The sequence below is a fragment of the Candidatus Omnitrophota bacterium genome (assembly GCA_016929445.1).
Taxonomy (GTDB): domain Bacteria; phylum Omnitrophota; class Gorgyraeia; order JAFGIU01; family JAFGIU01; genus JAFGIU01.
In genome coordinates this window covers 1-25,996 of sequence record JAFGIU010000127.1, presented here as the reverse complement: position 1 = coordinate 25,996, position 25,996 = coordinate 1, and the positions used below count along the sequence as shown (strand labels likewise).

Annotated in this window: 24 protein-coding genes and 2 riboswitches; of the genes, 19 read left to right on the top strand and 5 right to left on the bottom strand. The window is 54.8% G+C overall.

Translation table 11 applies throughout. The annotated features are described in order from the left end of the window. Nucleotides 1-24: 24 nt before the first annotated feature. A complete protein-coding gene (locus JW937_09875) occupies nt 25-1,731 on the top strand; it encodes a tetratricopeptide repeat protein (GenBank protein MBN1587716.1) in 1,707 nt (568 codons plus the stop codon). On the opposite strand, the gene JW937_09870 is transcribed toward JW937_09875, so the two are convergent. After that, on the bottom strand, nt 1,728-3,479 hold the full coding sequence (locus tag JW937_09870; protein ID MBN1587715.1) for a type II/IV secretion system protein: 1,752 nt from the start codon (nt 3,477-3,479) through the stop codon (nt 1,728-1,730). The genes JW937_09875 and JW937_09870 overlap by 4 nt on opposite strands. A gap of 22 nt (nt 3,480-3,501) precedes the next feature. Beyond that, nucleotides 3,502-3,885 (bottom strand): response regulator, encoded by a 384-nt coding sequence (locus JW937_09865; GenBank protein ID MBN1587714.1) that lies wholly within the window; start codon nt 3,883-3,885, stop codon nt 3,502-3,504. A 157-nt stretch (nt 3,886-4,042) separates the two neighbouring features. Here JW937_09865 and JW937_09860 point away from each other — a divergent pair, with 157 nt between their 5' ends. From JW937_09860 to JW937_09810, 11 genes are all read left to right on the top strand, one after another. Continuing rightward, nucleotides 4,043-5,362 carry a GAF domain-containing sensor histidine kinase gene (locus JW937_09860; GenBank protein ID MBN1587713.1) on the top strand — a complete coding sequence of 440 codons (1,320 nt, stop codon included), beginning with the start codon at nt 4,043-4,045 and terminating at the stop codon, nt 5,360-5,362. Between the two features lie 32 nt (nt 5,363-5,394). Continuing rightward, nucleotides 5,395-8,025, top strand: a complete 2,631-nt coding sequence (locus tag JW937_09855; protein ID MBN1587712.1) for an adenylate/guanylate cyclase domain-containing protein — start codon at nt 5,395-5,397, stop codon at nt 8,023-8,025. 240 nt (nt 8,026-8,265) lie between these two features. After that, the gene (locus JW937_09850) at nt 8,266-9,309 is read left to right on the top strand and encodes a tetratricopeptide repeat protein (protein MBN1587711.1); all 1,044 of its coding nucleotides are present in this window, start codon (nt 8,266-8,268) and stop codon (nt 9,307-9,309) included. Nucleotides 9,310-9,381: 72 nt separating this feature from the next. Beyond that, nucleotides 9,382-9,490: riboswitch (cyclic di-GMP riboswitch) on the top strand. Nucleotides 9,491-9,574: 84 nt separating this feature from the next. Then, nucleotides 9,575-11,206: an FHA domain-containing protein gene (locus JW937_09845; GenBank protein ID MBN1587710.1), complete on the top strand. Its 1,632-nt coding sequence runs from the start codon at nt 9,575-9,577 to the stop codon at nt 11,204-11,206. 196 nt (nt 11,207-11,402) lie between these two features. Then, the gene (locus JW937_09840; protein ID MBN1587709.1) at nt 11,403-12,137 is read left to right on the top strand and encodes a metallophosphoesterase; all 735 of its coding nucleotides are present in this window, start codon (nt 11,403-11,405) and stop codon (nt 12,135-12,137) included. A gap of 9 nt (nt 12,138-12,146) precedes the next feature. Continuing rightward, nucleotides 12,147-13,751, top strand: a complete 1,605-nt coding sequence (locus JW937_09835; GenBank protein MBN1587708.1) for a protein kinase — start codon at nt 12,147-12,149, stop codon at nt 13,749-13,751. Between the two features lie 81 nt (nt 13,752-13,832). After that, nucleotides 13,833-13,917: riboswitch (cyclic di-GMP riboswitch) on the top strand. Nucleotides 13,918-13,990: 73 nt separating this feature from the next. Further along, the gene (locus tag JW937_09830; protein ID MBN1587707.1) at nt 13,991-14,278 is read left to right on the top strand and encodes a hypothetical protein; all 288 of its coding nucleotides are present in this window, start codon (nt 13,991-13,993) and stop codon (nt 14,276-14,278) included. A 20-nt stretch (nt 14,279-14,298) separates the two neighbouring features. Beyond that, nucleotides 14,299-14,625: an Hpt domain-containing protein gene (locus JW937_09825; GenBank protein MBN1587706.1), complete on the top strand. Its 327-nt coding sequence runs from the start codon at nt 14,299-14,301 to the stop codon at nt 14,623-14,625. 17 nt (nt 14,626-14,642) lie between these two features. Next, nucleotides 14,643-15,023: a response regulator gene (locus JW937_09820; protein MBN1587705.1), complete on the top strand. Its 381-nt coding sequence runs from the start codon at nt 14,643-14,645 to the stop codon at nt 15,021-15,023. Nucleotides 15,024-15,037: 14 nt separating this feature from the next. Further along, nucleotides 15,038-16,255 (top strand): hypothetical protein, encoded by a 1,218-nt coding sequence (locus tag JW937_09815; GenBank protein ID MBN1587704.1) that lies wholly within the window; start codon nt 15,038-15,040, stop codon nt 16,253-16,255. 250 nt (nt 16,256-16,505) lie between these two features. Then, a complete protein-coding gene (locus JW937_09810) occupies nt 16,506-17,306 on the top strand; it encodes a tRNA (adenine-N1)-methyltransferase (protein ID MBN1587703.1) in 801 nt (266 codons plus the stop codon). Between the two features lie 51 nt (nt 17,307-17,357). Here the strand turns inward: JW937_09810 and JW937_09805 are convergent, their stop codons facing one another. Both JW937_09805 and JW937_09800 read right to left on the bottom strand, forming a co-directional pair. After that, nucleotides 17,358-18,251, bottom strand: a complete 894-nt coding sequence (locus JW937_09805) for a TIGR00269 family protein (protein ID MBN1587702.1) — start codon at nt 18,249-18,251, stop codon at nt 17,358-17,360. Between the two features lie 35 nt (nt 18,252-18,286). Further along, the gene (locus tag JW937_09800) at nt 18,287-18,487 is read right to left on the bottom strand and encodes a MoaD/ThiS family protein (protein MBN1587701.1); all 201 of its coding nucleotides are present in this window, start codon (nt 18,485-18,487) and stop codon (nt 18,287-18,289) included. Between the two features lie 180 nt (nt 18,488-18,667). Between JW937_09800 and JW937_09795 the strand changes: the two genes are divergently transcribed. Next, on the top strand, nt 18,668-19,084 hold the full coding sequence (locus JW937_09795) for a hypothetical protein (protein ID MBN1587700.1): 417 nt from the start codon (nt 18,668-18,670) through the stop codon (nt 19,082-19,084). Nucleotides 19,085-19,121: 37 nt separating this feature from the next. On the opposite strand, the gene JW937_09790 is transcribed toward JW937_09795, so the two are convergent. Continuing rightward, complete coding sequence (locus tag JW937_09790) at nt 19,122-20,300, bottom strand: class I SAM-dependent rRNA methyltransferase (protein ID MBN1587699.1); 1,179 nt, start codon at nt 20,298-20,300, stop codon at nt 19,122-19,124. 130 nt (nt 20,301-20,430) lie between these two features. On the opposite strand from JW937_09790, the gene JW937_09785 reads away from it, so the two are divergent. The 6 genes from JW937_09785 to hemA all read left to right on the top strand — a co-directional run. Further along, nucleotides 20,431-20,985 carry a hypothetical protein gene (locus JW937_09785; GenBank protein MBN1587698.1) on the top strand — a complete coding sequence of 185 codons (555 nt, stop codon included), beginning with the start codon at nt 20,431-20,433 and terminating at the stop codon, nt 20,983-20,985. Between the two features lie 83 nt (nt 20,986-21,068). Then, nucleotides 21,069-22,283, top strand: coding sequence for a 23S rRNA (uracil(1939)-C(5))-methyltransferase RlmD (gene rlmD / locus JW937_09780; GenBank protein MBN1587697.1), 1,215 nt, complete (start codon nt 21,069-21,071; stop codon nt 22,281-22,283). 1 nt (nt 22,284) lies between these two features. Next, a complete protein-coding gene (locus tag JW937_09775; GenBank protein MBN1587696.1) occupies nt 22,285-23,208 on the top strand; it encodes a patatin-like phospholipase family protein in 924 nt (307 codons plus the stop codon). A gap of 2 nt (nt 23,209-23,210) precedes the next feature. Then, the gene (locus JW937_09770) at nt 23,211-24,758 is read left to right on the top strand and encodes an AAA family ATPase (GenBank protein MBN1587695.1); all 1,548 of its coding nucleotides are present in this window, start codon (nt 23,211-23,213) and stop codon (nt 24,756-24,758) included. Between the two features lie 4 nt (nt 24,759-24,762). Then, nucleotides 24,763-25,218: a cytochrome c biogenesis protein CcsA gene (ccsA, locus tag JW937_09765; protein ID MBN1587694.1), complete on the top strand. Its 456-nt coding sequence runs from the start codon at nt 24,763-24,765 to the stop codon at nt 25,216-25,218. 3 nt (nt 25,219-25,221) lie between these two features. After that, a partial coding sequence (hemA, locus tag JW937_09760; protein ID MBN1587693.1) for a glutamyl-tRNA reductase occupies nt 25,222-25,996 on the top strand: 775 nt, incomplete at its 3' end.

The following is a 25,996-nucleotide window of genomic DNA, read 5'->3' as shown; positions in this document are numbered from 1 at the left end:
AATGAATTGCAATAGGATAGGGAAATGCTAAAAAGACACTTCGTTTGGCTGCTGATCTGTTTTCTGGGCTTGGGCGCATATTGTCCTCAGGCAAAGGCCACGTATTTTGACAGCGGAAACAGTCTATTCGAGAAGGGGGAGTACGAAAAAGCCATCGAGATGTACCAGATGTTTGCGGAAGCGCATCCGGACCACGATCAAACACCCGGGGCTTATATGAGCGTTGCATCCGCCTACTATTGGCTCGGTCAGTATCAATCTGCTTTAGAGGCACTGGAGCAAGTGTCGAGCCGGGATCAAACGATTACGGCCTGGGTGCAGAGCCTTAAGGCAGCATGTTACCTGAGTATTGAGGCCTATGATCAGGCAAAGAAAGAGTTAGATCCTTTGCTCAGGAAGCTTCCGGACCCGTCTTGGGAGGAGGATGTGCGTATCAAGATGGCGCGCGCCTTAATAGGACGCAAGGAATGGGATAAGGCTGTTGAGACATTGGAGCCCTTGCGTGAAAAGGAAAGCCTAGAACGGGGTCTTGAGGTGGCTTACTACTACGCAATTGCCGGAACCAAAGATAATCCTGAAGAAACCCGGGCGGCTCTTGAGGCCGTGGCGCGTCAGGATCCCGGTCCGCATGTGATGGTCAAGGTGTACGGGCATTTCGGTATGCTGAGTTTGGCCGGTGGGAATTTCAAAAAGGCCTTGGAGGAGTTTCAGAAAGCTTATGATCTTAATCCCAAGGGCCTGGATTTAGGGATCGCGCTTTATGGACTGGCTTATGGCAACCAGCAACTGCAGGCTATCGAAGCTGCCACAAAGTACACCAAGGAGTTTGTGAGATTATTCCCGGATCACCCGCGTGTGATCGATATGGAAACCTGGATGACGGAACAGGGTCTTGCAACCAGTGGATCTGGGCAACAACTTTCTCTTGTGCGTCTTGCCGGGGGGGTCCCTGCGGCAACCAATCTCAATGTCCTGACTCTCACGGGTGTGGCCGCGGCCGGGGCCCAGCTTTGGGTGAATGACAAAGAATCGGTGATTGATGACACAGGCCGCTTTAATGTTCAGGTCATGATGGAGGAAGGGGAAAATATACTCGCTCTCAAGGCCGTGGGAAGTGATGGTGCGCCGGAGGAAGCCTTCTACAGGGTTCTTCTTGACACGGTTCCTCCGCGCTTTGAAAACGTGGATGTGCAGATTGATCGCCGGGGCGCGCTCACAGCGAGCGGAAAGATTGATGTTGGTTCGTCTGTTCTGGTGAACGGGAAACGTCTCAAGGTGGACGAGAAGGGCTTTTTCCAGGGCGTGGTCGACCGCATTCCCCGGCAATCCGGCGGGTCCAGAACCGTGCTTCTGGAATTTGTGGCCCAAGACTTGGCCGGGAACGAAGGTGGCTTCGTATTTAAGGATGACCGGCCTCCAGACCGGCCGGTGACCCCGAGAGCACAAACGGTTTCGTCCGACTTGGTGGTTCTATCCTGGGAAATGAATACCGAACCCGATTTCTGGGGTTTTGATCTCTATTATTCCAACACAGGTGGTGGAGATCGTCTTTTGGTCACAGACGACATAATCCAAGAGCGCGAATTCTATATTGACGGGGTTGTATTGACCACAGTCAAGGCTGAAACCGGAGGTTCGGGCAAAGTCGATTTCTGGATTGTGGCTGTGGACAAAGTGGGGAACGAGTCGGTAGATTCTGAACGTCTGAGTGTGACGATCCCCATCCCTTAATCTGAGGTTGCGGTTAAGACTTCACTCAGGGTTGTGAAGCCCAGTCTCACCTTTTCAATTCCGTCCATCTTGAGAGTCTTCATCTCAAGGCGCTCGACAGCGTCTGCCTTGAGGCGTGTGTCGTCCACCCCATCTACGATGGCCCGCCGGGACTTTTCGTCCGGAACAAAAAGTTCCATCAGACCCATGCGTCCCTTATACCCGGTTTGGTGGCATTCTTCGCAGCCTTTGGCAATCGGCACCTCTCCGGAGAATTCTTTCTTGGGGTCAATGCCCAGAAGGCGGCAGAGCTTTTCGTCAGGGGGGCCTTTCTTGGCGCACTTGACGCAGACCTTTCTAACCAGACGCTGAGCCAGGATTCCGAGTACGGAAGAGCTTACCAGATAAGGCTTTACACCAATATCAATCAGGCGGGTGATGGCCGAAGGCGCATCGTTGGTGTGCAAGGTGCTGAAGACCAAGTGGCCGGTCAAGGAGGCCCGGATCGCGATTTCCGCGGTTTCGTCATCGCGAATCTCCCCCACGAGCACCACATTGGGATCTTGACGCAGAATGGACCGGAGCCCGGCCGAAAAAGTCATACCCACCTTAGGATTGACTTGCCCTTGGTTCAGCCCGGGGATTGCGGCTTCCACCGGATCCTCCAAGGTCATGATATTGATTTCCACGGTATTGATGGCGTCCAGCGCGGAGTAAAGAGTCGAAGTTTTACCGCTGCCCGTAGGGCCGGTCACCAAGATGATGCCGTTGGGGCGCTTGATCAACTGATTGAAGGTCTCAAGCACATCTTCCTGAAAGCCCAGGTCCGTGAGTTTGGGCACTCCCCCGCTCTTATCCAAAATACGCATAACGATCTTTTCGCCCAAGCCCGTGGGAAAGGTCGAGACACGAAGGTCCACTCCCCGGTCGCGCACGCGAATCGAAATACGGCCGTCCTGGGGCTTGCGCCGCTCGATGGTATCCATTTCGGACATGATCTTTAGACGCGCGGTCACCGGGAACTGAATATTTTTGGGCAGTGTCTTGGCCTCGTGCAGGATGCCGTCCAAGCGGAAGCGAACGCGCACATTCTTTTCTGTGGGCTCGATATGGATATCGCTGGCCTTTTGGTCAATGGCCTGCAAAAGCAGCAGGTTCACCAGCCGGATAAGCGGCGGATCATCGGTCATCTTCTGGACGTCCGAAGCGTCGAAACCCTCCTCGTTTTCGCCGTCATCCAGTTCCTGCGTGATTTCCACCAGCTCCTCCATGGAGTCGCCTGTGCCGTAGTGCTGGTCCAGGCACTGCAGGAGGGAGGAACGGTTGGCGAGCATGGTGTCCACCACACAACCCGTGACTTTTTGCACTTCCTCAATGGCCGGCACGTTCAGAGGATCCACCATGGCCAAAGTCAAGCTATCCTTGATTCGGAAAAGCGGGACAAGATTGTATTTGCGCGCCAGGGCCTCCGGCAAGGTAGCCAGCACTTCGGGTTCGATGATGAATGTCTTCAGATCGATAAAGGGGATATCCATCTGTGTGGCCAGGAAGGGGCCGAGCTGTTCCTCGCTGATGATGTGTTTGTCTACAAGGAGTTTGTCCAGCGGATCGTGGGTCGATTGGTGGGCTTCCACGAGGTCCGCGACCTGGCCTCCGTTGATCAGGTTTTTGTTCAGCAGGGCTTGGATCAGGGGATGGCTTTCAATATCCTCAGGGGACAAGACCTCCTGAGCGCTTTTGTTTGCCTGGGGTGCGTCTTGATCACTCATATTGCTCTCCCTATATTGAGGATCAGCCCTCTGCGTTTTGTGCTTGGGCTAGGAGCTCTTTGATGGTTCCGGTGAGCTGTTCCAGATCAAAGGGTTTTGTGAAGTAGTGATTGGCGCCCGTTTTTTCAGCCCATTGCTTGTCCTCGTGCTGAAGAGAGGCTGTCATCATGATAATGGGGATGCTTTGGTAGTTTTTGTCTGCCTTGAGAATTTGACAGACCTTGTGGCCGTTGAGGCGCGGGAGTTCCAGGTCGAGAAGAATAAGATCAGGCTTGCAGGAGCGGGCCATTTCCAGGCCCGTCATGCCGTCAAAGGCCTCTTCCACTTGATGCCCTTCTTTGCCCAGGATCTGTCTCAGGAACTTATGCAGGATTTCGTCGTCATCAATAATAAGGATAGTAGCCACAGACCGCCCCCGGTGTTCCCAAAAGGATGACAATGCAGAAATGAGTACTTTCGGGTATAGTTTATCATATCCCTGTATCAGGGGAAGGGGTTATGCGAGAACTGGTGGTATAATCCTTTATGTTGTACCCACTTTTGCCATGATAAGGAGAGGCGAAATGGCTGCCCGCAAAAAGATTACCAAGAAGCCCGCCCGGAAAACTTCAACACCCGGGGAATCCGCGCATCTGCGCAAGCAGATCCACACCCTCCTGACCGTTAGCCAACTTGTTGGATCCATGCATGACTACGAAAAATTATTGCGCCTGATCATGAAAGAGGCCAGTGAGACTGTGGGGGCAGAGGCGAGCTCTATTGCCCTGTACAGGGCCAAGACCCGCACCCTGCATTTTACCGTGGCCTTGGGGGAGAAGGGCAAAGCCGCGCAGGAGATCGTGGTGAAGCTGGGCCAGGGGATTGCGGGTACTGTGGGGCAGACCCGGAAGCCGCTCAACGTCAAAGATGTGTCCAAGGACAAACGCTTCCATCAAAAAGCCGACAAGCAAACCGGGTTTCGAACGCGCAGCATTCTTGCTATTCCAGTGGAGCACCAAGGCAAGCTACTGGGAGTCTTGGAAGTCATTAATAAGAGACGCGGGGCCTGTTTCACAATCGAAGACCGCAAAATGCTCGAGATTGTCGCCGGTCAGGCGGGCATTGCGTTGGAAAACGCCCGTATCTACAAGGATTTGGCGGACAAGCATGCGGATCTGATTAAGACTCACAAGGAGCTGCTGGCTGCCGAGGCCAAGCTGGTGCAGGCGGAGCGGCTCTCGGCTGTGGGCCAGGTGGCCAATACGATTGTGCATGATTTGAAAAACCCGATGGCCTCGGTCAAGAGCTTCTGCCAGCTTTTGGAGAAGGGAATGCTGGAGGGAGAAGAGGTCAAGCAGTTTTCGCATGACATTATTCAGGAGATTGATCACCTGGTGGACATGACCCGGGATATTCTGGACTACTCCCGCGGCGAGTACAAACTCAATATTTCCGCTGTGGCGGTTGGCGGGTTTCTGGAGTCGACGCTTTCCTTTATGAAACGCACGGTTGAGCGCCGGGGCATTGAGGTGGTGACCGAAGTGGGATACTCAGGGGAGGCGCGCATGGATCCGGACCGGCTGCGCAGGGTTATCCTCAATCTTTGCGGGAATGCAGCGGATATCATGATTGACGGCGGCACTTTGACAGTGCGTTCGCGCCAGAACGGAGACAAACTGCGTATTGAGATCCAGGATAGCGGGCCCGGTGTGCCGGTGGATCTAAGGCAAACGTTGTTCCAGCCCTTTGTGACCAAGGGGAAGTCCCACGGGACGGGCCTGGGCCTGGCTATTTCCAAGAAGCTTGTGAATGATCACGGGGGCGAAATTTGGGTGGAGAGCCAAACTCAGGAAGAAGGCGAACCCACCTGGACGAAGTTCATTTTAGAGCTTCCATTGTGCTAAGAAAATACACCACAGCTTTGCTTATAGGGCTTATGGCCCTTGTCAGCATTTTCCTTCTTAACCTCTTTGGCGGGGATTTCTACTCTTCCTTTCAACTCAAAACCTTTGATTGGGCCTTCCGGCAGCGGGGTGTGCAGCACCAGGCTCCGGAAATTCTTTTTGTGGAGATGGACCAGCATGCCATTGAAACTCTCGGACGCTGGCCCTGGCCCAGGCAGACTTTTGCGCGCATCATCGAGACTTTGGGCCAGCTGGGCGCAAAACAGATCCTCTTTGACGTGCTCTTCACCGAGCCGCAACAGCTGACCGTGGATGGCGATTTCGTGCAGGAGGGCGTGGGGTTTCAGCGGGGAAAAGCCGCAATCCAGGATTTCATTGCCCAGGCATCCGGACTCGTTTCCGGCGGGACAGCGACTCCTGAGGAGTCCGTTGCATACCTTGGGCAGATTTCTTCAGCTTTGGATCAGATTGAGAGTGATGTTCAGCGCACGTTAAACGAGGCTGTACGCAATGATGATGCGATCCTTTCCCGTGCCGTGGCTTCCTCCGGTAATGTGTATTTAGGTAACCGGATGCAGGTTATTTATACGGAGGAAGATCTCGCCCGCCACAGGGCCTATCTGGCGCTCAAAGCCCACCTGGCCAAGGCCTTGATTGACGATCCCACACTGGATCAGGAGGGCCTCCTTGCTGTGGCAGGGGCCTATCCGGCGTATTCCCGTCTGTTTGACACAGAGGAATTGGAGCGCATTGCGCGTCGCTTTCGGATTCGCAATTTTCTTATCCGCGATCTTTCCGTTCCTTTGGAAGCCTTGGCCTATCATTTGGGAGAGACACCTGATGAAGAGCTGCGCTCGGATTTGGGATGGGTGCGGCACGAACTCCTGACCGAGAAAATCCGGCCTCTGTTGGAAGCCAATCCCAATGCCGAAGTGACCGAGATCATGTGGACTCTGCAGGATGCCGATGAATCGCTCTTCAACTATATGATGACCGATCCAAGCTCCGACCATACTTTGGGGGTGGTCTATGAGGCCGTGCGTAAGAAGCAAATATTTTTGAAGCGCTTCGGCATTCAGGGGGAGTTGGCGGTAGACAGTCCGTATGTCTCGATTGATCTGGATGCTCCGATGGTGCTCTTCAGCAAGGTCTGCGCGGGAAGCGGTTACCTCAACGCAGTTCCTGATTCCGACGGTGTTATCCGGCGTGTGCCTCTGTTTCTCAATTACGAAGGTTATGCTGTGCCGCAGCTGGCCATGGGCGCTCTGATGGATTACTTGTCGGTGGACCGGACGCGGGTCCGGGCATCAAAGGGGGAGGGCTTTGTTTTGCCTTCCGCCCGTCTGCCTAACGAGGTCCAGCCGCGGGATTTGTTTATCCCGACCGACTCCATGGGTTGTTTGATGATCAATTGGGCCGATGATTGGGGGCCGGGTTTTGCCCATCTTTCATGTGCGGCTGTGTATCGCTTGTGGGAGATGCAACAGAATGTGACTCACAATCAAAATCTTCTGAGGGAAGAAGGAAGCGGCCAAATTCAGGAACAGTTGGCTCAGGACCGGCTCGTGTTGCGGCAATTGAGGACACGCCTGGGCCCGATAGTGGAAGGCAAAATCTGCATTGTGGGTTTGACTGCGCCGGGGACTCACGACTACGGACCGATTCCTTTGGCCTCTAATTACCCGGTGGTGGGCACGCATGCCAATCTGCTCAATACGATTCTGACGGAGAGCTTTCTCGGCGAGGCCGGCCCCAAAGAGCAATTTGCTTGGGCAGCGTTGTGGGTCTTGCTGGCAGTGCTTCTTCTGCCGCGCCTTTCCGCCTTTCAGGGCTTGGGTTTTGTGACCTCCCTGAGTGTGGCCTCGGTCTTCAGCTCACTCTTAATTTTTAAGTCTCATGGCTTATGGATTGATGCCCTGAATCCTTTGATTGGCTTGGGGCTGACCTTCGTGGGAGTGACATCGTATTCCTTTATGACGGAAGAAAAGGAAAAGCGATTTATCAAAAAAGCCTTTGGCCACTATGTGAGCGGCAATGTTATGGAAGAGATCTTGTCGGATCCCTCGAAACTCAACTTGGGCGGCGCGCGTAAGAACTTAACAGTTCTCTTTAGTGATGTGCGCGGATTTACCACGATTTCCGAACAGATGTCTCCGGAAGAAGTCGTGTTGCTTCTGAATGAATACTTGGACGAGATGACTCAGATCATTTTTAGGAACAACGGGACGCTGGACAAGTATGTGGGCGATGAAATCATGGCGGTGTTCGGCGCGCCTTCGGTTGAAGAGGTGAAGAATCACGCGGAGCTTGCAGTGCGGACTGCCCTCCAGATGGTTGAGCGCCTCAAAGAACTTCAAATCCAGTGGAGTGCAGCGGGCCGGCATGTGTTGGATATGGGCATAGGCATCAACACAGGCGAAATGATTGTCGGCAACATGGGCTCCAAGAGTCTGATGGATTACACGGTCATCGGAGATGCCGTGAATCTGGGTGCGCGTGTCGAGGCCCTGACCCGCGGGTTTGATTGTCATATCATCATTACGGAATTTACCCTGGCTGATGTGGAAAATCTTGTGGAAGTCGAGTATTTGGACTCAGTCCAGGTCAAGGGAAAGAGTCAGTTCGTCAAAGTCTACAAGCTGCTGGGTCTTAAACAGGATTGACAGAATTACAGGGACAGGTCTTGGGCACGAAAGTGGGTCAGCTCAACCTGTCCCTGTCCCCTCACTTACCGCCTTTCTTCCCATCGTTTAAAAAGTGGAGCATCCTTAATCGAATAAATTGAAGGCCTGTTTTTAAAACGATCCTAACTCCTTGCTTAACAAGGGAATCTGTTGACAAATATGTTGATTTGCAGTATAATTAAGCATCTTTTCACCAGGCGGGCGGGCTTTTCTTAATCCATGGCAAGACTCAAGCTCATAACCACTTTATTTTTAGTAATTTTTGCGCTTTCCTCCAGCGTTGTCTTTTATGGTGAAAGTTCCAGCGCTGCGGCCGTTTCTCCCACTTCAGGCCCCCTGTTCAATTTGGCTCCATTAAGTCCTCAGAATTTGAGAGAACCTTCGTTAAGCCGCTTGCTTGCCGCTTTGGCCGAGGATTTTGACGCCTCCTGGCGTGAAGACGAGTCCATGAGACGTCTGGGCGTCCTGGCCGCGGAAATTCTTGATACGGATTCTTTTGCGCACTGCACCACGGACTTGCAACGCGGCATTGCCGTGGCCCGGCACCTCAACAGTCCGGAGGGGATTGCAATGGTCACCGGCACCCAAGGCACAAGTCCGGACTATTTTTATTTAACGCCTGTGCTGAGGAACCGGAGGGCGAGTGCGCAGGGCCTGGGTCTGGTCTTCCTTTGCTTGGCGGATCAATTGGGCCTGGACACCACTCCGTTCAAGAAGACTGAAGGAATTTCAATTTTTGTGCAGGACGGGCCCCGCCTGCTGCGCATTGATTGCACAGACCGAGGTTTACTGTATGAGGTGCAGCCGGGGGACTTAGGTTTGGAGCACGTGAGTTCAGGGATTCCCATGGTCGCCGGCTCGGAGATCTCGGCCTTTACCTGGGCGGCCCACGCAATGCAGCTGGCGGCTTCCGGACGCATGCGCGCAGCCCAGGAAGCTGCAGGTCAAGCTTTGCAGCTCGATGCTTCGGCTGTGGAGGCGGAGTTTGTGTTGGGCTGGATCTGGATGTGTCACGGCGGTTATGAAAAAGCAGTCCGGCACTTCAGCGAGGTGATCCGGCAAGACCCCTATTATGCACCGGCTTATAGCCTTCGGGGTTTGGCCCTCTCCAATTTGGGGCGTTTTAAACAGGCCCTTTCCGATAGCTTTCGCGCCAAGGCTTTGCGGCCCGACAACCGGGTTTATCTTGAGAACCAGGCGGCCATTTATGAGGCCTTGGGCCAGTCCAACCGGGCTCTTCTGACCCGTAAAAGGTCCTTATAGTCAAAATTGACATTGGGACAATCCGTGCTATCCTTTGCCGTAAGAAATAGCAGTATTTAGCGTTTTTCAAAATCGCCGAACTGGCAAACCGTTCGTAAGGGCGGGGCGCAAAGTCACAGATGCACATAAGTCCCTATAGATAAAGCGGTTAGGGACGACAGTGGATGGCTGGGCTGCCGAAGCGAGATTGGGGTGACCCTGTGTGCTCCTGAGGCAGCAGGGTCTTTTTGTGCTCCCGCCACTCGGACTCCACTAGGACCGAGCCATGCCGAAATTGGTGGTCAAGGGAGGAGAACATCGGGGGGTGACCTTTCCGCTGGGGGGGGCCGCTGCGGTCGTCCTGGGCCGTGATCCCCAACTGCCTTGTTGTGTTCCCGACCCCCTGGTGAGCCGGCGGCATGCCGAAATTGCCCTCCGCAACGGCAAGTTCCTCCTCTGCGACCTGGATTCCAAAAACGGGACCTATGTGAACGGCGATCGCATCAGCACTCATGAACTGAGCTTTGGAGACCAAATTCGTGTCGGCAGCACGGAGTTGCTTTTTATTCGAGTCCATGAAGAGGATGCTTTGGCTAAGGTGCGCGTCCCGGTTTCTTTTACGCCGTGTGTGTTTGAAGACCAAGTTGAAGTTCTGGCTTCGGAGGCGCTTTTTCAAAGCCCGGAGTCCGCGGAGAATTACTCCTCCGCCCTGGTCAAGTTCCACCGGAATGTCCTTTCATTGGAGGACCCTGCGCGCTTGAGATACGAAATTCTCGATGCAGCAGTGGAAATCTTGGGTTGTGCCAAAGGTTATCTCTTGGTTTGGAATCAAGGTGAGGAGGAGTTCTTGTGTGTCGCGGGCAGGGGTTTGGAGCCTGAAGGCGGGCCTTTACAACTTTTGCTGCCCGGAGGGGAATCGCAGGCCCTGCTCAAAGGGAATGAGGCCCTGCTCAAAGGGAATGAGGCCCTGTTGACTTGCAGAGGAAATTCTCAAGGCACTCCGGATTCCCTGACGGCTCTATGGGCTCCGATGACTCACGGGAATCGCTCAGCTGCCTATCTTTACTTGGAACGCGGAGGCAATGGGGCCGGGTTTTCGGAAACGGAGCTCAGGCTTTTTGCGCGATTGGCAGAGCAGTCTGCCGTGAGCCTGTCCAAATCTCATCTCTTCAGCCGTCTGACTTTGCTGGACCGGGAATTCCAGCATCGCTGGGAACAGGTGTTGGAGACGGAAAAGTTCGCTGCTTTGCGGCGGCTGGCCGACAATGTGGGCCATGAAATCAACAATCCACTCAGCAGCATTATTTGTGCTGCGCAAATGCTCCTCCGGGAACTTTCCGAGACAGAAGCAGGGCCCCGGACCCAGGAGGAAGTGCGCGGTCTGGCCAAGATGATTGAATCCGAAGCCAAGCAGTGTTCGGGTATTGCCACCAAGCTCCTGAAGTTTTCCCGCCAAGGCCTGGGTTCAACGGCCTTGGTGGACCTCAACAAGGTGCTGAAGGCCTGTGTGGAAAAGATCCAGGGGCCGCTCGAGGCCAGGAAGGGTTCGGTCGAACTCCGTCTGCAAGAGGATCTGGACCGGATTGAGGGAGATGCCCAGGGGTTGGCGGAAGCCTTTGGACACCTTCTGGATAACGCGGTTGAGGCTATTCCTATCGGAGGCTCGGTAAAGGTGATTTCCCGAAATGTTCCGGAAGGGGGCGTGGAGGTCTTTGTGGAAGACTCGGGCCCGGGAATCCCGGAGAGCCAGATCCAGCGACTGTTTGAGCCGCTTTTCACCACCAAGGATAAGGGATTCAGGACAGGATTGGGCTTGTCAAGTTGCCGGTATCTTATCGAGTCGCATGCGGGGTGTGTTGAGGTAGCCAATGGGGAGAGTGGTGGCGCTCGCTTTAGAATCTGGTTGCCCAGAGGCTAGCCCGGATATTGCATGAGAGTTCGAGCAAAAGGGACGCAAAGGACCGGCAATGCAAGACGTGCGACCGAGGACTCCGCAGGCGTATCCGGTGTGATACGGTGAGGACGGCCGAGGGAGCACAACGCAGCAGTACCGGTCGTTTCCGGTGTCTTTTGCCGGAGACTCGTGCAATATCCGGGCTAGGAAGAAGGTATTCATGAAGTACGCGATCATGAGCGACATCCATAGCAATCTTGAGGCCTTAAAGGCGACGCTCAAGGATGTCCAGAGTTTCAAACCGGACAAGATCCTCTGCCTGGGGGATGTGGTGGGCTACGGAGCACAGCCCGCTGAAGCCCTTGAGCTCACGCGAAAAGCGGTGGAGGACTCTGGGGGCGTGTGTCTGGCCGGCAATCATGATCATGCAGTTGTTGAGATGACAGATGTGACATATTTCAATGCTTATGCAGTTGCTGCGGTGGATTACGCGCGCGCGCATCTGGGCCAAGAGGCCTTGAAATATTTGGCTGCCTTGCCATTGGTTAAGGAAATGGGGGACTTCGTTTTGGCCCATGCATCTCTGGAGATTCCCGAGCGTTGGGATTACATTATGAATACCTCCAGCGCCCAGCCCAGCTTGAGAAAATTGAAATCGTCGATGCTGTTTATCGGGCACACCCACTTGCCGGGCGTGTGCCGCGAAGAAAAAAAGTGGGAGTCTGTTTCCGAAGGGCGCGTGGAACTGATTCCCGGCGAAAAGATTGTCGTGAATGTGGGGAGCGTAGGCCAGCCGCGGGATGGGAGGCATGAAGCCTGCTGGGTTCTCTTTGACGACAAAATAGGGGAGTTGTATTTCCGGCGGGTAAACTACAATGTTCAGAAGACACAGGAAAAAATTCTTAAGGCAGGATTACCTGATGTATTGGCCAAGCGTTTGAGCTTGGGTCGCTAAGGAGTGAGTGTGGACGAGAATTCAGATCCGCAGAAAGAACCGCAGGATCGCAAGGATCCAGGAGACCGTTATTCCATTTTGGAGAGCATCTCTGAGGGAGGGATGGGCATTGTGTATCGCGCCCGGGACAATCGCCTGGACCGCGTCATTGCTCTAAAGCGTTTGCGTCCGGCCTTTGCCTCCAATCCCGCGGCCTTGGAAGTCATGTTGCGCGAGGCCAAGTCCATTGCGAGCCTGCAGCATCCGGGTATTGTGCAGGTCTTTGACGTGGATACGGATGACGACGGGTGTTATATCGCCATGGAGTACGTGCGGGGGGGGACCCTCAAACAGAAGATCACACAGCAAGGCGGTTTGGATCCTGAAGAGGTTCTCTCGCATGCCCACGATATTTGCCGGGCCCTGGACTACGCTCACCGGCGCGGCATTGTGCATTTGGATATCAAACCCAGCAATATTCTGATGGATCCCTCCGGGATGCCCAAACTTGTGGACTTTGGATTGGCGCGCTTTGCCTTTGCGGGCAAGGATGCCGGCGGTTTTGGCGGGACCTCCTCCGGGACTTTGGATTACATGTCACCGGAGCAGAGGCGGGGAGATGAACAAGTCGATTTTCGCAGTGATATCTATTCCTTTGGGGCCACACTCTATGAAGCCCTCACAGGTGAAAGCCCGCGTATTATCCGGCCGGAGCAAATCCAGGGTAAGCTTCGCGGAGTGATTCTGAAGTGTCTTGAAGAGAATGCAGATCACCGGTATCAGGACGTGGCGACTCTCATGGAGGAAATCAGACGTCTGTCTGCAGTTCCCGGACAGAGTATTAGCGCCCCCGGGCCGATGGTTTCAGTGAACTACGTGCCGCAGAGTGCGGGACAGCCGGTTGAAAACTCTCCGGCCCAGGATCCTGCTAAAGAGGCGGCTCAGTGTTTGGAAGCGGCTGTGCGTTTTTACCGGCAGGGGCGTTTGCATGATGCACAGAGACAGGTGCGCTTGTCTCTCAAATTGCACCCTGGTGAAACAGAGGCCAAAGCTTTGCTGGCGCGCTTGGAGGAAGAGATTAAAGAGGCCACCACTGCCGCGCGCCGTTCGGGGCAGAGTGAGTTTGAGCCGAGCAAAGAGGCAGAGCCGGATCAGAATGTATTTACTGCGCCTCCCTTACCCAAGGAATTGGTGCCGGAGGCGAACCAAGAGTTTCCTCCGGGTCCGTTGCCTGCCACGCCTCCGAAGGGGCCTATAAAAAAGGGCCGTCGAAGAGGTTTGCCTCCTGAATACGGAGGCAAGAAGAAGAGCGGCCTGGGCAAGAAACTGATATTGATTTTTGCGGCTTTGGCTGTCTTGTGGGTATTCCGGGCCCCCATTCTGGCAAATGTGCCCGGGTTGGAAGGGAGCGGCCGTCGCCCGTCCGGGATTTTGCGGGAAGAGCCTGCTTTACCCAAGGTGGATGCGGTGGTCTGGAAGAACGGACAACCCATGGCCCTCATTGACGGGCGTCAGGTCCAGCAAGGTGAGGTGATCAACGGGTATTTGGTCACCCGCATCGAAGGAAAGATCGTGGTGTTGCAAAGAGGGGAAACCCTCCACCAAGTGGAGTCCCCCGTGAGTTTAAAGGAGTAAAAAAGACACTCTAAACTGCTGTGCCGATTGACTGTTGAACAAAGTGTGATATATTTGAAATGAAAAATTGGTAAGTTAGACAATCGATAAAGGCAAACCAGCCGTAAGGTTGGGACGCAAAGCCACAAATCCGCCGCATGTAAGGACGGATGGTTGGGCTACCGAAAGGTCGGAGAACCCATGCGTTGCCGTTATCGGTGCCATGGGTTTTTTGTTTGAACACCGAAGGGAAGGTCTCTATGAGTGAGGTCACGCGGCAAGACGATCATTCCAACAAGCTGGCGCACCGTGTGATTGCCTTGCTGGACCGAGAGCAGGTGGACTTCCTGGATGAGATCGGGAAGGATGCCCTCTTCTCCACGGGTACCAAGCTGTCCCGAACCAAAATCATAGCGGCCATGGTCAATGCGATGAGACGTATGGGTGTGAATGGCCATGGTGTGCGTTCGGTTCGCGAGTTGGAGTTGAGAATTTCAGAGGAAATTGCTCGGGAAGGTTCGGCAGGCGATGAAGGCGGCGCAAAGTAAGGTTTGCAGTGAGGAAGACCATGCCATTGGATAAAGCCAAACTTCAACTGATGTTTCAAAATGAGGCTATGAATCGCCTCGAAACTCTTAAGCGGGACTGGGCTCTTTTGGCCGAAGACTTTGGAAATACCGAAGCCCTTGAGAGTGCCTTGGGTGAGCTTCACACGCTTAAGGGTACGGCCTTGATGCTGGAGGCCAAGGAAATTGCCGACAAGTGCGAATCTCTGGAACTGGAACTCAAACCAGTCGCCAAAGATGGTCCCGGAGACGTTGACGCCCTTCTGGAGAAGGCGCGCGCGTCCACCATTGAGATTGAACAGTTGGTCCACGCATTGAATTTGGGATGAAACGACAGGAATAAGTGATGAAGAAGGTATTGATCGTAGATGACAGTGAGCTGATAGTAACTCTGCTGCGAACCCTGTTCGAAGACGAAGGGTACGATGTCGAGGTTGCCTACGACGGAGACGAGGGGCTCAAGAAAGCAGGCGAGGTCTCACCAGATCTCATTCTCCTGGATATGCTTCTTCCCAGGATGAGAGGGGATGAAGTTTGCCGCCATCTGAAACAGGGCGAAGTGACCAAGATTATTCCTGTAATCGTATTCACTACGGTGGACAATCGAGACCTTGCAGAGAAGATGCTACGAATCGGTGCTGTTGATTATTTTGTGAAGCCGTTTGATATGAGCAGCCTAATCCATCGTGTTGAAGAAGTCCTCAGCAATGGGTCTCAGGGCAGCTAGTTTGGAACTCATCCATGAGTGGTCAAACCTCAACTATCCTAATTGCCAGCCCTAAGGTCGGCCAGTCCACCCTTCTTTCCAGGACATTGCTTCGCGAACACTACAAAATCATCGAGAGTGCGGATGGGTTTGAGACCTTGCAGAAAATGCGGTGCCAGCCTGTGGACCTGGCAGTGGTTCCGGAAGCCATGCCCCGGTTATCGGGGTCTCAGATTGTGTCCCGGGTGCTGGAGGAATGCCCGGATACAGTGTGCTTGTTCTTGACACAAAATACACAGGGCGCCCAAGTGGAAAAGATGTTGCAGACCCGGCGCTGTTGGGTCATGGGAATACCCGAGTCTTTCCAGGATCTTTACCCTGTGATCCGCGAGACCTTGCATCAGCGGGACTTGGTGATGGAGAATTCCAACCTTCAGCAGATGGTGCGTGATTTGCACTGGAAGGTGGAGGAGCTCCAGGATCTAAAACAGAATGCGGAAGAGCGGGTGGTGCTTGCACAGGAGGCCCGGCAAGCCATGGACGCGAGGAAGTTGGCTTGGGGGCATTTGTTGGGCAAGGGCGCAAAAGTTGTGGCTTCTGAGATAGAGAAGGTGCAGAAATCTTTGGGGCACAAGCAGGACCAAATCGCTCTCTACCACAGCGCCCGCTCCCAGCTGGAGACCTTGAGTGTGCTCAGCGCGGGCATGGAGGGCAATTTGCGGGGGCGTCCCGAGCCGGTGGATTTGCAGCGCTTGGTTCAAAAGCTAATCAAGGAGCGGCAGCAGATGGTTTCTAAAAAGTCCCTGGAACTTGAGGTGTGCATTCCGCCGGATCTGCCGACAGTGCAGGGGGATGCGCGGTTGATTGCCTGCGCACTGCGCAATCTCCTGAGTTTTGTTACGCACGCGGAAGAGGAGCCTGTCCCGGCGAACGAGGCCTATTTCACAGACCACAAGACATTGCCTTTGTTGCCTTTACCCAGACTGGAACTCGCGTATTCCTTTTCATCGATTTTTTTGGCTTTTGACCACCTCCAGTTTCCCGGGGGGCTGAGCCAGGATGCGGAGGGGCTTTTCTGGCAGGATTGCCCGGATGAGCAGGCCGCGGCCTTATGCGGTGCCCAGGAAAAGCGCTACGGTGTGGCATTAACCACAGCCCGCTTGATTTTTGAGGCGCACGGGGGTTCCGCCTGGGTGGAATGGGGTTCCCAGGGGCTCCCACGCGTCTGTGCCACCCTTCCTTTAGAGGCCTAAAAGCAGGGACAGGTCTCAATTACCACTTACTGCCAAATAAGTTAGGAAAGGTCCGTCCCCGGTTCCGGATTGCTCGCTTGATCCGTTCAGGTCCCAATGCTAAGCTGTACGTTCATTTGGCAACAGCACCCCAAGCTGTTTTTTGAGTACAAGTTAGCAATAGGAGAGACGTCCATGGGACAACAGCACCGAAAAGTAGTCAAGCGGCAGCGTCGCAATCGCCGTGACAAAAGGGTAAAGGCCCGCCGCCGTGAACTTGCTAAGCAGTACAGTTAAGGAATCAGCCATTCAAGCCGGGGACACGGTTCTCGTCCGCACGGACGACGACTCGACCTATTTGTTTCAGGTCATTCCCGGCAGGAAGCTGAGTACTCACCGCGGAATATTGCCGCACGAAGAGCTTGTGGGCCTGGAATACGGCGCGCAGGTCTCAACCAATGTGGCCTCCATGCTGATTCTGCATCCCAGCGTGGAAGAAGCCATGATGAAGGTTAAGCGCCGCACCAATATCGTGTACCCCAAAGAAGCCGCGTATATTTGCATGAAGAATAATTTGCGGCCCGGGAAGCGGGTTTTGGAAATTGGGGTGGGTTCCGGGGCTCTGAACTTGGCTTTGGTCAATGCCGTTTGCCCTGGCGGCAGGGTCTACGCGTGTGATGTGCGCGAGGACTTCCTCGAGCTTGCGCAGGAGAATTTTGAGCGCAGCGGCATTGAAGGGGATGTGCAATGGGTGTTGCGTGAGCGCGAGGCCGACTATGAGATGGATCCTGTGGATGCTGTAGTGCTCGATATCCCCACACCCTGGGAAGAAGTGGAGCGGCTCAAGCGTGTGCTCAAGCCCGGTGCCCGCCTGGCAAGCCTCAACCCGACTGTGAATCAAATGGAACAAATGGCCGAGACCTTGCGCGCCGCAGGCTATGTGATGGTCGAGGGCATGGAGCTCTTGCTGCGCCCTTGGTTGCCTCGCTATGGAAAGTCCCGCCCTGTGCAGCACATGTCTGCGCACACAGAATTTCTTCTCTTTGCGGTATATGCGGGTAATATTGAGTAAATCTGTATGTCATCTCCGCGCAGGCGGGGATCCACTTGCCAAACTGATCAGCTATCCAACTGGATTCCCGCTTTCGCGGGAATGACATTTCGCCCGCTCAACCGTCTTGCAATAAGAACACACTTCAATTGAAGTCGGCATCCCGCAACGCGCGCAGGGCCTTAGCTCCGGCTGCGTCTGCTCCGCCTGAAAAAGTCCCTGATTTTGAAGATACCGGTCAAAAAAACGCCGCTTCATTCCAGGCGACTGGTGCTCCATCTGATTGAGGATCTCTTTGTAGCGCAGGCTGGTGGCAGTCACGGAATGGGGACAGTCCTGCTGCAGGTAATCGATGCCCGAAAGCAGCGCGTACATGGCCACTTGTTTTTCCGTGAAGTAACAAAAGGGTTTAATCTTTTTGCGCAGGCCCACGGCATTCTCAGCCAGCACAGGGCTTTGCTTTCCTAAATACCCGATATCCCAGTTGATCATATTGCCGAAGAGTGAGGCGGTTTCGTCATCCAGGTTATGACCCGTGGCCAGTACATCCACCCCCTCGTCCATGGCTGCGCGATTCATGAGGTGGCGCTTGGAAAGCCCGCATACGGAACAAGTCTTGCGGTAGGTACTCTTGGAGATTTCGGGGATACCGGCCCCCATCTCCTCCTCGACTCGCGCAATCACCAGCTTCTGTCCGATTTTTTCGGCAAAGCTTTGTGCCTTGAGTTGGGAATTGGAGGAATAGCCTTGATCGGGGATGCCGAGCTCGATATAGAAGCCCACGGTTTCATAGCCGAGCCCGGCCAATAAATGCCACAGCGCGAGGCTGTCTTTGCCGCCTGAAACTGCGACCATGACTTTCTCGTGCGTTTGGATCATCTCAAACTTGTCGATGGCGCGGCGCGTGTAGGTTTCAAACCATTGGATATAGTGGGATTTACAAAGGCTAAGCCGGTGGGCGGGCATCTTGATGACCGCTTTTTCCCCGCACTGGTGGCATTTCAATGGGAACCCCCGGAAATGGGCCGGATCACCTGCACTTCGTCGCCTGCGAGCAGGACATCGTCCTCTGTGGCGATTTCGCCGTTTCGAATGACAATGGCGGCTTCAGGCAGCAGGCCCAGGAGCTCAATGAGGCGCAGCACCGAGACCCGGCTGCGTTCGATTTGTCGGATTTTACCATCGTATTTGATTTCGATCATACGGAATAGTATAGCAGACCCAGGGACAGGTCTCTCCATCCTGTTGCAGTATTTGTACTTGTGAAGGGGTCGTCCCCCAGTGAACCTAAACCGATCGGAGAGAAGAAGGGGACGGCCCTCACGTAAGTCCCTGTCGTGAAATGAATAGGCGAGACCTGTCCCCAGAGGTAAACTAGGGGTATGCGTATTGCAATCCTTATCCTTGTGATGCTTGGATCCTGTACGTCGGTTCTGGCCCTGGACTCGTCCAAACTGGCTCAAACCGGTGTGGAAACCTTGAATTCCGAGGCGGAGTTTGCTCCGGGCGAAATCCTCCTGCGCTTCACTGAGGAGGCGACCCAGCCCCAGATCGAGGAGATTCTGAGAAGTCAGGGCTTGGAGGTTCTTAAGACGCTTCTGGGCGGGCAGATCTACCACGTGCGTACAAGCAATGCCGGGGCGGGTGTGCGCCAGGTGCTCCGGAGCCTCCAAGAGCACCCTCTCATCCGCTACGCGGAGCTCAATCGGATAATGCGTATCCCTGAGCCGGCGGGGGAAGAATTGTCATCCCCGTGGAAACGGGGATCTACTCGTCAGACTGATCAGCTGTCCAACTAGATGCCCGCCTGCGCGGGAATGACAAGGTCGTGAAGCCCTACTCCACCCGCAACAAAGTCGCCTTCAAGTAATGACTTTCCGGAAAAGTCAGAGAGATCGGATGGTCCGAGGCTTGGGTGCGGCTTTCCACCAGGTGTACGGTGCGGCCCGCGTCCGCCGCAGCCTCGCGCAGGCAATCCTTCCACATATCTTCCCGCATATTGTAGGAACAGGAGCAGGTGAAGAGCAGCCCGCCCGGCTTGACCAGCTTCATGCCGCGCAGGTTGATTTCTTTGTAGGCGCGCGTGGCAGCCTTCACATCCTCGCGTTTTTTGGCAAAGGCCGGGGGGTCCAGAATCACCAGATCAAAGCTCCGGGACTGAGCCTTGGCTTCGTTCTTGAGCCAGTCAAACACATTGGCGCGAAGGGATTTCACATTGGGCATCTGATTGAGGGCCGCGGATTCCGTGAGCAGCTCCAGGGCCTCGGCCGAGCTATCCAGAGCCAAAACCTCCTCAGCTCCGGCCGCACAGTGCAGGGCAAAGCCGCCCTGATAGCAAAACGCATCCAGAACCCGGCCTTTGGCCAGGGCCCCGAGCCGGCGCTGGTTCTCCCTCTGGTCTAGGTAGGTGCCGGTCTTCTGGCCTTGCCAGGGGTCTACCCAGAGCTTCAGGTCTCCGTCCTGCAGGGGCAGGGGGAGCTCCGGTTCACCGAAGGCGACTTCCTTGGTCGCTCCCATGCCCTCCAAGACGCGCATGGGGCTATCGTTTCGCAAGAGAATAGCCTGGGGTTCCACGAGCTCCTGCAAAATCCCCAAGATCGTCTCTTGAAGGCGCTCCATGCCCGCGCTGAGCATCTGCACGGAAAGCACGGGTCCGTAGCGGTCCACGATCAGCCCGGGCAGCCCATCGGACTCGGAAAAGACCAAACGGCACAGGTCGCCTTCCTCTCTATATAAGGGACGCCTGGACAGGGCGGCCTCGAGCCGGGTCCGCCAGAATCCCTCATCGATATTTTCGTCCTCAAAACTCAGGAAACGCAGCGCGATCTTAGAAATTGGGTTAAAGAAGGCACAGCCGGCCAGACGGTCCTTGGAGTCCTGAACGGAGACAACGGCCCCGGATTCGGGCACGGATCCGCTAAGCTGGATTTCGTCTTTCCAGACCCAGGGGTGGCGGGTGCGTAAACGGTGGGTCGCTTTGGAGTTGATTTTGATCTTAGGAGTATTTTTTAGCATGGCTTTCTTTCGTTAGGTGTGCAGGCGAGCAACTATCCTAACACACTTCGGAAAGTGGCATTGACAAGGTATAGGTGTGGGTTTAGGATGAGGCCCAGGCAGAAAACAAAGACGAGTTCACACACATTTGATGAAGGGATTGACTGTGACCAATAAGCGCAAAACTTGTAAGCACAACTTTGGTGGAAAGAAAGTTGAAGTTCAGCGCGTTCCCCTCAAGCTGCCCGGTCATTGTATCTCCTGCCGGGATGTTTTCTTTTCCGATAAGGCGGCACAGTTCACTCTGCCCAGCGGTGAGATTGTCCAGGTTTGCCAGAAGTGCCAAGAGGAATTGACCTGCGGGCATTGCAACAAGAGTTTGAAACTGCACCTGGCCTGGGTGGGAGAGTGTTTTAAGTGCGGCGAAGTGCAATTTTTCTGTCGTAACTGCAGCAAAGATCTCCAGAGTCTACCCAGCTACCATCAGAATCAGGCAATCGACAAGTTGAAGAAGGTCCTCCAGAAGGTGCTCGGTCAACTGGATCAGAACCAACAGCTTGACTCCCACGTTTTGCCGGAAGGCGAAAAGATCAAGGGGGGGAAGACCGCCACGGAAAATACAGTATTTTTCCTCAACATCTTTTTCGGGCCGTATGGCTGGGATGATGAAGAGGATGATGAATGGGACTCACACAACCACGACTAGGGCCCCGACGACCGTTTCAATCATGCCCGTTGGGCAGGTAGTGCAAAGGCTGCCTGCCCATCTTTTTTTGAGGAAACCAATCTATGCAAAACACTCAGACTGTGGAACCCGCCGAGGAACTCAACGTTCGATGTGAACACTATCGCGCCTGCGGTGGATGCAGTCACCAGCACATCCCCTATGAGGACCAGGTGAGGGAGAAAGCACAGAAGTTGACCGAGATTTTGGCTGAGGCCGGTGTCGACGTTAAAGTGACTCCGGATCTTGTCAAAACTTCAGAGGATCCCTGGCGCTATCGCAATAAAATGGAATTTACTTTCGGCCGATCCAAAGAAGGCGAAATGGTTTTGGGGATGCATCGCAAGGGATCCTACTGGAAGATTGTGCATATTGAAGATTGCTGGTTGGTCCCCGAGCGCGTCAACACCCTGCTCAAGGCGGTGGAGGCCGAAGCAAATGAGAGCGGTTTTCCCGCTTACAATCCCAAGAGTCATCACGGATTCTGGCGCTATTTGATCCTGCGCCACAGCGCGCACTACGACACGGTGGTCGCCTGCGTGATCACCGAGTACGGAGACCAAGCGCACACGGATTTTGTGGAGGCCATGGCGAAGCGCCTTCAGGATAAATTTGATTGGATCCGGGGCTTTTGGTGGGGAGTCAGCGGCAAGGTTGCCGATGTGGCAATTCCGGACCACCTGCAACACCTGGGCGGCCCCAGGGATTTGGTGGAAAAGATCGGGCCTTTTGAACTGCGACTCCATCCGACGAATTTTATCCAGCCCAATATCCGCCTGGCTGAGGTCATGTACGAGGATATCAAGGAATTTGCCGCCTTGACCGGGGGGGAGACAGTCTATGATTTGTACTGCGGTTTTGGCATTATCGCCATGTATTTGGCTCAGAATGCCGCGCGTGTGTACGGTTTAGAGATCGACCCCTTTAATGTGGATTTGGGGCGCCAGAATCTGGAGCGTCTGGGCATGGAGCACGTGCGGTTGCAGTGTGGTAAGGTGGAAGACTGGTTGAAATCCGGGGTGCCTTGGGACGGGCTTGGGGAGCCCGATTTGCTGGTCCTGGATCCTCCGCGCGCGGGGATGCACAAGTCGGTGATCAAGTTTCTTAAACGCCATCCGCCCAAGCGCATGATTTATGTGTCCTGCAATCCCACGAGCCTGGCCCGGGACCTAGGGGCGCTCCTGGGACCGGAAGTGGGTTACCGGATGTGCGGTATCCAGGCTTACGACATGTTCCCCCATACGCGCCACGTGGAGACGGTGGTGTTGTTGGAGAGATAGTATGAGATTTCCCTTTAGAGTGGGCTTGTGTTTGGGTGGAGGCGGGGCCCGCGGTTTGGCCCATATTGGGGTCCTGAAGGTGCTGGAAAAAGAAGGGATTCCCATTGACCTCATTGCCGGCACCAGCATGGGGGCGATCATCGGCGGCGCCTTTGCGCTGCATCGGAATACGGAGCGATTGGAAGAGGTGGCCTTGGTCTTGGCCGAGCGCAAGGAGCTCTTTCACATTGAATCCATCTCCACAACCCACGACGCATTTGAAGAGAGCTCTGCCAAGAACAAGCTCCGGCGAATTGCGGACGTGGCCCGAACGCTCTATTTCTATAATCGCCAGGCAGCGCGCTCGCATATTATGGACTCCACCGGAATCGAGGCGATTATCCGCGAATTGGTCGGGGACTACGAATTCAAGGACACCCAGATTCCTTTTTGCGCGGTTTCCGTGGACTTAATGACAGGCGAAGAAGTGTTGCTGAGTGAGGGCGAGCTGGCCCGCGCGCTTTTGGCCAGCGCTTCGATCCCCGGTATTTTGCCTCCGGTGAGTTACGGGAGGCGGCTGCTGATTGACGGAGGTATTCGTGGGGCCGTGCCCTCGGATGTTATGAAAAAGCTCCACGCTGATCTGACGATCGGCGTCAACACGGAACGCTGGGTGGAGCGCCGCAGCTTTAAGCACGGTATAGATATTGTGTTGCAGGCGGACAGCATCAAGACCTGCGAGCTCAACCGGGTTAAGCTCGAGGCCTGCGATATCCCGATTCAGCCCAAGTTGCGGCATGTGTCTTGGGCTCATTTCTCCAAGGCAGAGGAATGCATCCGCCGCGGCGAAGAAGCCACTCAAGTGGTGTTACCCTGGCTCAAGAAGCTGGTGGCCCAACGCCGCCGCAAAGTTTTGTTCAAGAGATTGATTACCCTTAGGTTCTAGCGATGACAATCAAAAACGAATCCAATATTCCGTCCCCCGAAGAAATCCAGCGGCAACTGTCCGAATTCTTCAATCAGCAGTTCAGGCAGGACAAGAGGCAGCCGCCGCAGGAGCCGGACTCCGAAAAGGTTCAGGAAGGCGGGGGCAAGCCCGCTGAAGAAAAGAAGAGTCTCAGACTGAATCTCAAACCCAAAGAGGTCAAGGCGCATTTGGACCGCTTTGTGGTCCACCAGGAGGAGGCCAAGCGCATCCTGGCCATCGGAGTTTGCGATCACTACAACCACGTGGCTGATTGTGCGGACGGCAATGCCGAAAAGGGGGAGTATGCCAAGCAAAATATCCTGCTCCTGGGCCCGACCGGCGTGGGAAAGACCTATTTGATCCGGTGCCTGGCCGAGCTTATCGGTGTTCCTTTGGTCAAGGCCGATGCCACGAAATTCAGCGAGACGGGTTATGTCGGAGGGGACGTGGAGGACCTGGTGCGTGAGCTCGTGCAAAAGGCGGATGGGGACGTGGAGCGTGCCCGCTACGGTATGATCTACCTGGATGAAGTGGATAAGATTGCCTCCTCCTCCAACGTGCTGGGTAAGGACGTCAGCGGCGCGGGCGTGCAGCGCAATCTCCTGAAGCTCATGGAAGACACGGAAGTGCCTTTACGCAATCCCATGGATGTGGCCGGCCAGATGCAAGCGCTCATGGATCTGCAAAAGGGGGGCAAGAAGGGCAAGACCCTCAGTACCAAGCATATTCTGTTTATTGTAAGCGGCGCTTTTGACGGCTTGCGCGAGATCGTGAACAAACGGCTCAACCGCCGCCAGATCGGTTTTACACAGGACTTCGGGGAGGACGAAACCGCCTTGCTGAGAAAGGCCTCTACCGCAGATCTCATTGAATTCGGGTTTGAATCGGAGTTTGTCGGGCGTCTTCCCGTGCGCGTGGCCTGCGAGCCTTTGGGTCAGGAGGAACTCTATCAGATTTTGAAAAACTCCGAAGGTTCGATTGTCCATCAGCACAAGGCCTCGTTTAAGGCTTACGGGATTGATATGAAAATGACGGACGGAGCTCTTCGAAAGCTGGCAGAACGCGCGGCGGAAGAGGGCACCGGAGCCCGCGGACTGGTCACGGTTTGCGAGCAGCTCTTCCGCAATTTCAAGTACGAACTCCCTTCCTCCAAGATCAAGCGCTTTGTGGTTGACGAATTGATTGTGGAGGAACCGGATTTGAATCTGGCCCGTTGGTTGGAGGATCCTTCTGCTGCAGAGATGCCCTACCGCCAGGCGGCAGTGGCCGAATTCGTGAACCAGTTTCATAAGCGCGTTGGAGTTTGGCTGGATTTTGACGCTCATGCGCTTACGCATTTGGCCGAGCGTTCGCTGGCGGAGCAGAAGGAGATTGCGGACCTCTGCGGGGAGATCTTTGCCGACTACCATTATGGCCTCAAGCTGATTGCTAAAGAAGGTGTTGAAGTCCGGTTCCCTGTGACCGAAGAAGTTCTGAACGATCCTGCGGGCACCTTGGATACTTGGATTCGCGAGACTTACGCGAGGTAGGAATATGGCACTCGATTCCTGGCAGACACACGGTCTGACAGCTCTCCTGGGCTACTCTGCTTTTTTAACAGCCGCTCTTCTGGCTTTCACCTATCTTTGGGTGGTCTTTCGCCTCAAGCGAAAGGATCCGGACATCTTTCAAAATCGGACTCCTGCATTGGAGACCCTGGACCGCGTGCACTCCGGGGCGTTGCTCCTGGGTTGGATCTTGCTGACCTTGGGTTTGGCGCAGGGCTTGTTGCTCGCCTCCAAGAATTGGGAAACCTGGGCCTGGGGGGATCCCAAGACTGTGGCTGCTTTGGCAACCTGGGCTGTATACGCTGGGGCTTTGGTAGAGCGGTTTTTGCTCGGGGGCCGGCGCGGCCGGGTGGCGCTGATGTCCTTGGTGGGATTTGCTTGCTTGCTGTTTACCTTTGTCGGCGTGAACTATTGGCTGCCGGGCCGGCATACTTTTTTCTAATCCATGCACATTACTTGTATTGGTTTGAACCACAAGACAGCCCCTGTCGCAGCGCGCGAAAAGCTTGCTTTTACGCAAAAGCAGCAGCCGGAATTCTTGCGTCAATTGCGTTCCCAAGGTTTGGCTGAGGAAGGTGTGGTTCTGTCCACCTGCAATCGTGTGGAGCTTTACACGCTGAGCGATCCCAGTTCATCTGAAGAGATTCGAAGCCGTCTTTTGAGTTTCCACGAATTGAGACTCGAGGATTTGGGGGACTGTCTTTACGAACACACCCAGGCGGGGAGTGTGGAACATCTTTTTGGCGTGGCCAGTGGTTTGGACAGTATGATCGTGGGCGAGACCGAGATTCTGGGCCAAGTGAAGAGCGCTTATGAGGCTGCCCTGGATTCCGGTACCACGGGCAAGGTCCTGAACCAGCTTTTTCAGCGCGCCCTGAACACAGCCAAGGAAGTGCGCACGCGAACGGGTATCGGAGAGGGGACGGTGTCGGTGGGCGGCGCGGCTGTCCATTTGGCAGAAAAGATATTTACCCAACTTTCCGGCAAGCGGGTGGTTGTGGTGGGGGCCGGGGCCATGGGGCAGGCGGTTCTGCAAAGCCTGGTGGGCCGTGGGGTCCGGGCTGTGGTGGTTTCCAACCGGCGATTGGATCGCGCGCGCGATTTGGCGCAAGCCCACGGGGCCACTGCTGTGCAGTTGGATGCTGATTTGGATTATTTGTTGGACCCGGATATTGCGATTTGCTCGACAGCTTGTCCGGTTCCCGTTATTCATGAGAACG

Coding starts and splice junctions, on each gene's coding strand:
- JW937_09875 (MBN1587716.1), top strand. CDS start 25: ATGCTAAAAAGACACTTCGTTTGGCTGCTGATCTGTTTTCTGGGCTTG.
- JW937_09870 (MBN1587715.1), bottom strand. CDS start 3,479: ATGAGTGATCAAGACGCACCCCAGGCAAACAAAAGCGCTCAGGAGGTC.
- JW937_09860 (MBN1587713.1), top strand. CDS start 4,043: ATGGCTGCCCGCAAAAAGATTACCAAGAAGCCCGCCCGGAAAACTTCA.
- JW937_09855 (MBN1587712.1), top strand. CDS start 5,395: ATGGCCCTTGTCAGCATTTTCCTTCTTAACCTCTTTGGCGGGGATTTC.
- JW937_09850 (MBN1587711.1), top strand. CDS start 8,266: ATGGCAAGACTCAAGCTCATAACCACTTTATTTTTAGTAATTTTTGCG.
- JW937_09845 (MBN1587710.1), top strand. CDS start 9,575: ATGCCGAAATTGGTGGTCAAGGGAGGAGAACATCGGGGGGTGACCTTT.
- JW937_09840 (MBN1587709.1), top strand. CDS start 11,403: ATGAAGTACGCGATCATGAGCGACATCCATAGCAATCTTGAGGCCTTA.
- JW937_09830 (MBN1587707.1), top strand. CDS start 13,991: ATGAGTGAGGTCACGCGGCAAGACGATCATTCCAACAAGCTGGCGCAC.
- JW937_09825 (MBN1587706.1), top strand. CDS start 14,299: ATGCCATTGGATAAAGCCAAACTTCAACTGATGTTTCAAAATGAGGCT.
- JW937_09820 (MBN1587705.1), top strand. CDS start 14,643: ATGAAGAAGGTATTGATCGTAGATGACAGTGAGCTGATAGTAACTCTG.
- JW937_09815 (MBN1587704.1), top strand. CDS start 15,038: ATGAGTGGTCAAACCTCAACTATCCTAATTGCCAGCCCTAAGGTCGGC.
- JW937_09805 (MBN1587702.1), bottom strand. CDS start 18,251: ATGCCCGCCCACCGGCTTAGCCTTTGTAAATCCCACTATATCCAATGG.
- JW937_09800 (MBN1587701.1), bottom strand. CDS start 18,487: ATGATCGAAATCAAATACGATGGTAAAATCCGACAAATCGAACGCAGC.
- JW937_09795 (MBN1587700.1), top strand. CDS start 18,668: ATGCGTATTGCAATCCTTATCCTTGTGATGCTTGGATCCTGTACGTCG.
- JW937_09790 (MBN1587699.1), bottom strand. CDS start 20,300: ATGCTAAAAAATACTCCTAAGATCAAAATCAACTCCAAAGCGACCCAC.
- JW937_09785 (MBN1587698.1), top strand. CDS start 20,431: ATGAAGGGATTGACTGTGACCAATAAGCGCAAAACTTGTAAGCACAAC.
- rlmD (MBN1587697.1), top strand. CDS start 21,069: ATGCAAAACACTCAGACTGTGGAACCCGCCGAGGAACTCAACGTTCGA.
- JW937_09775 (MBN1587696.1), top strand. CDS start 22,285: ATGAGATTTCCCTTTAGAGTGGGCTTGTGTTTGGGTGGAGGCGGGGCC.
- JW937_09770 (MBN1587695.1), top strand. CDS start 23,211: ATGACAATCAAAAACGAATCCAATATTCCGTCCCCCGAAGAAATCCAG.
- ccsA (MBN1587694.1), top strand. CDS start 24,763: ATGGCACTCGATTCCTGGCAGACACACGGTCTGACAGCTCTCCTGGGC.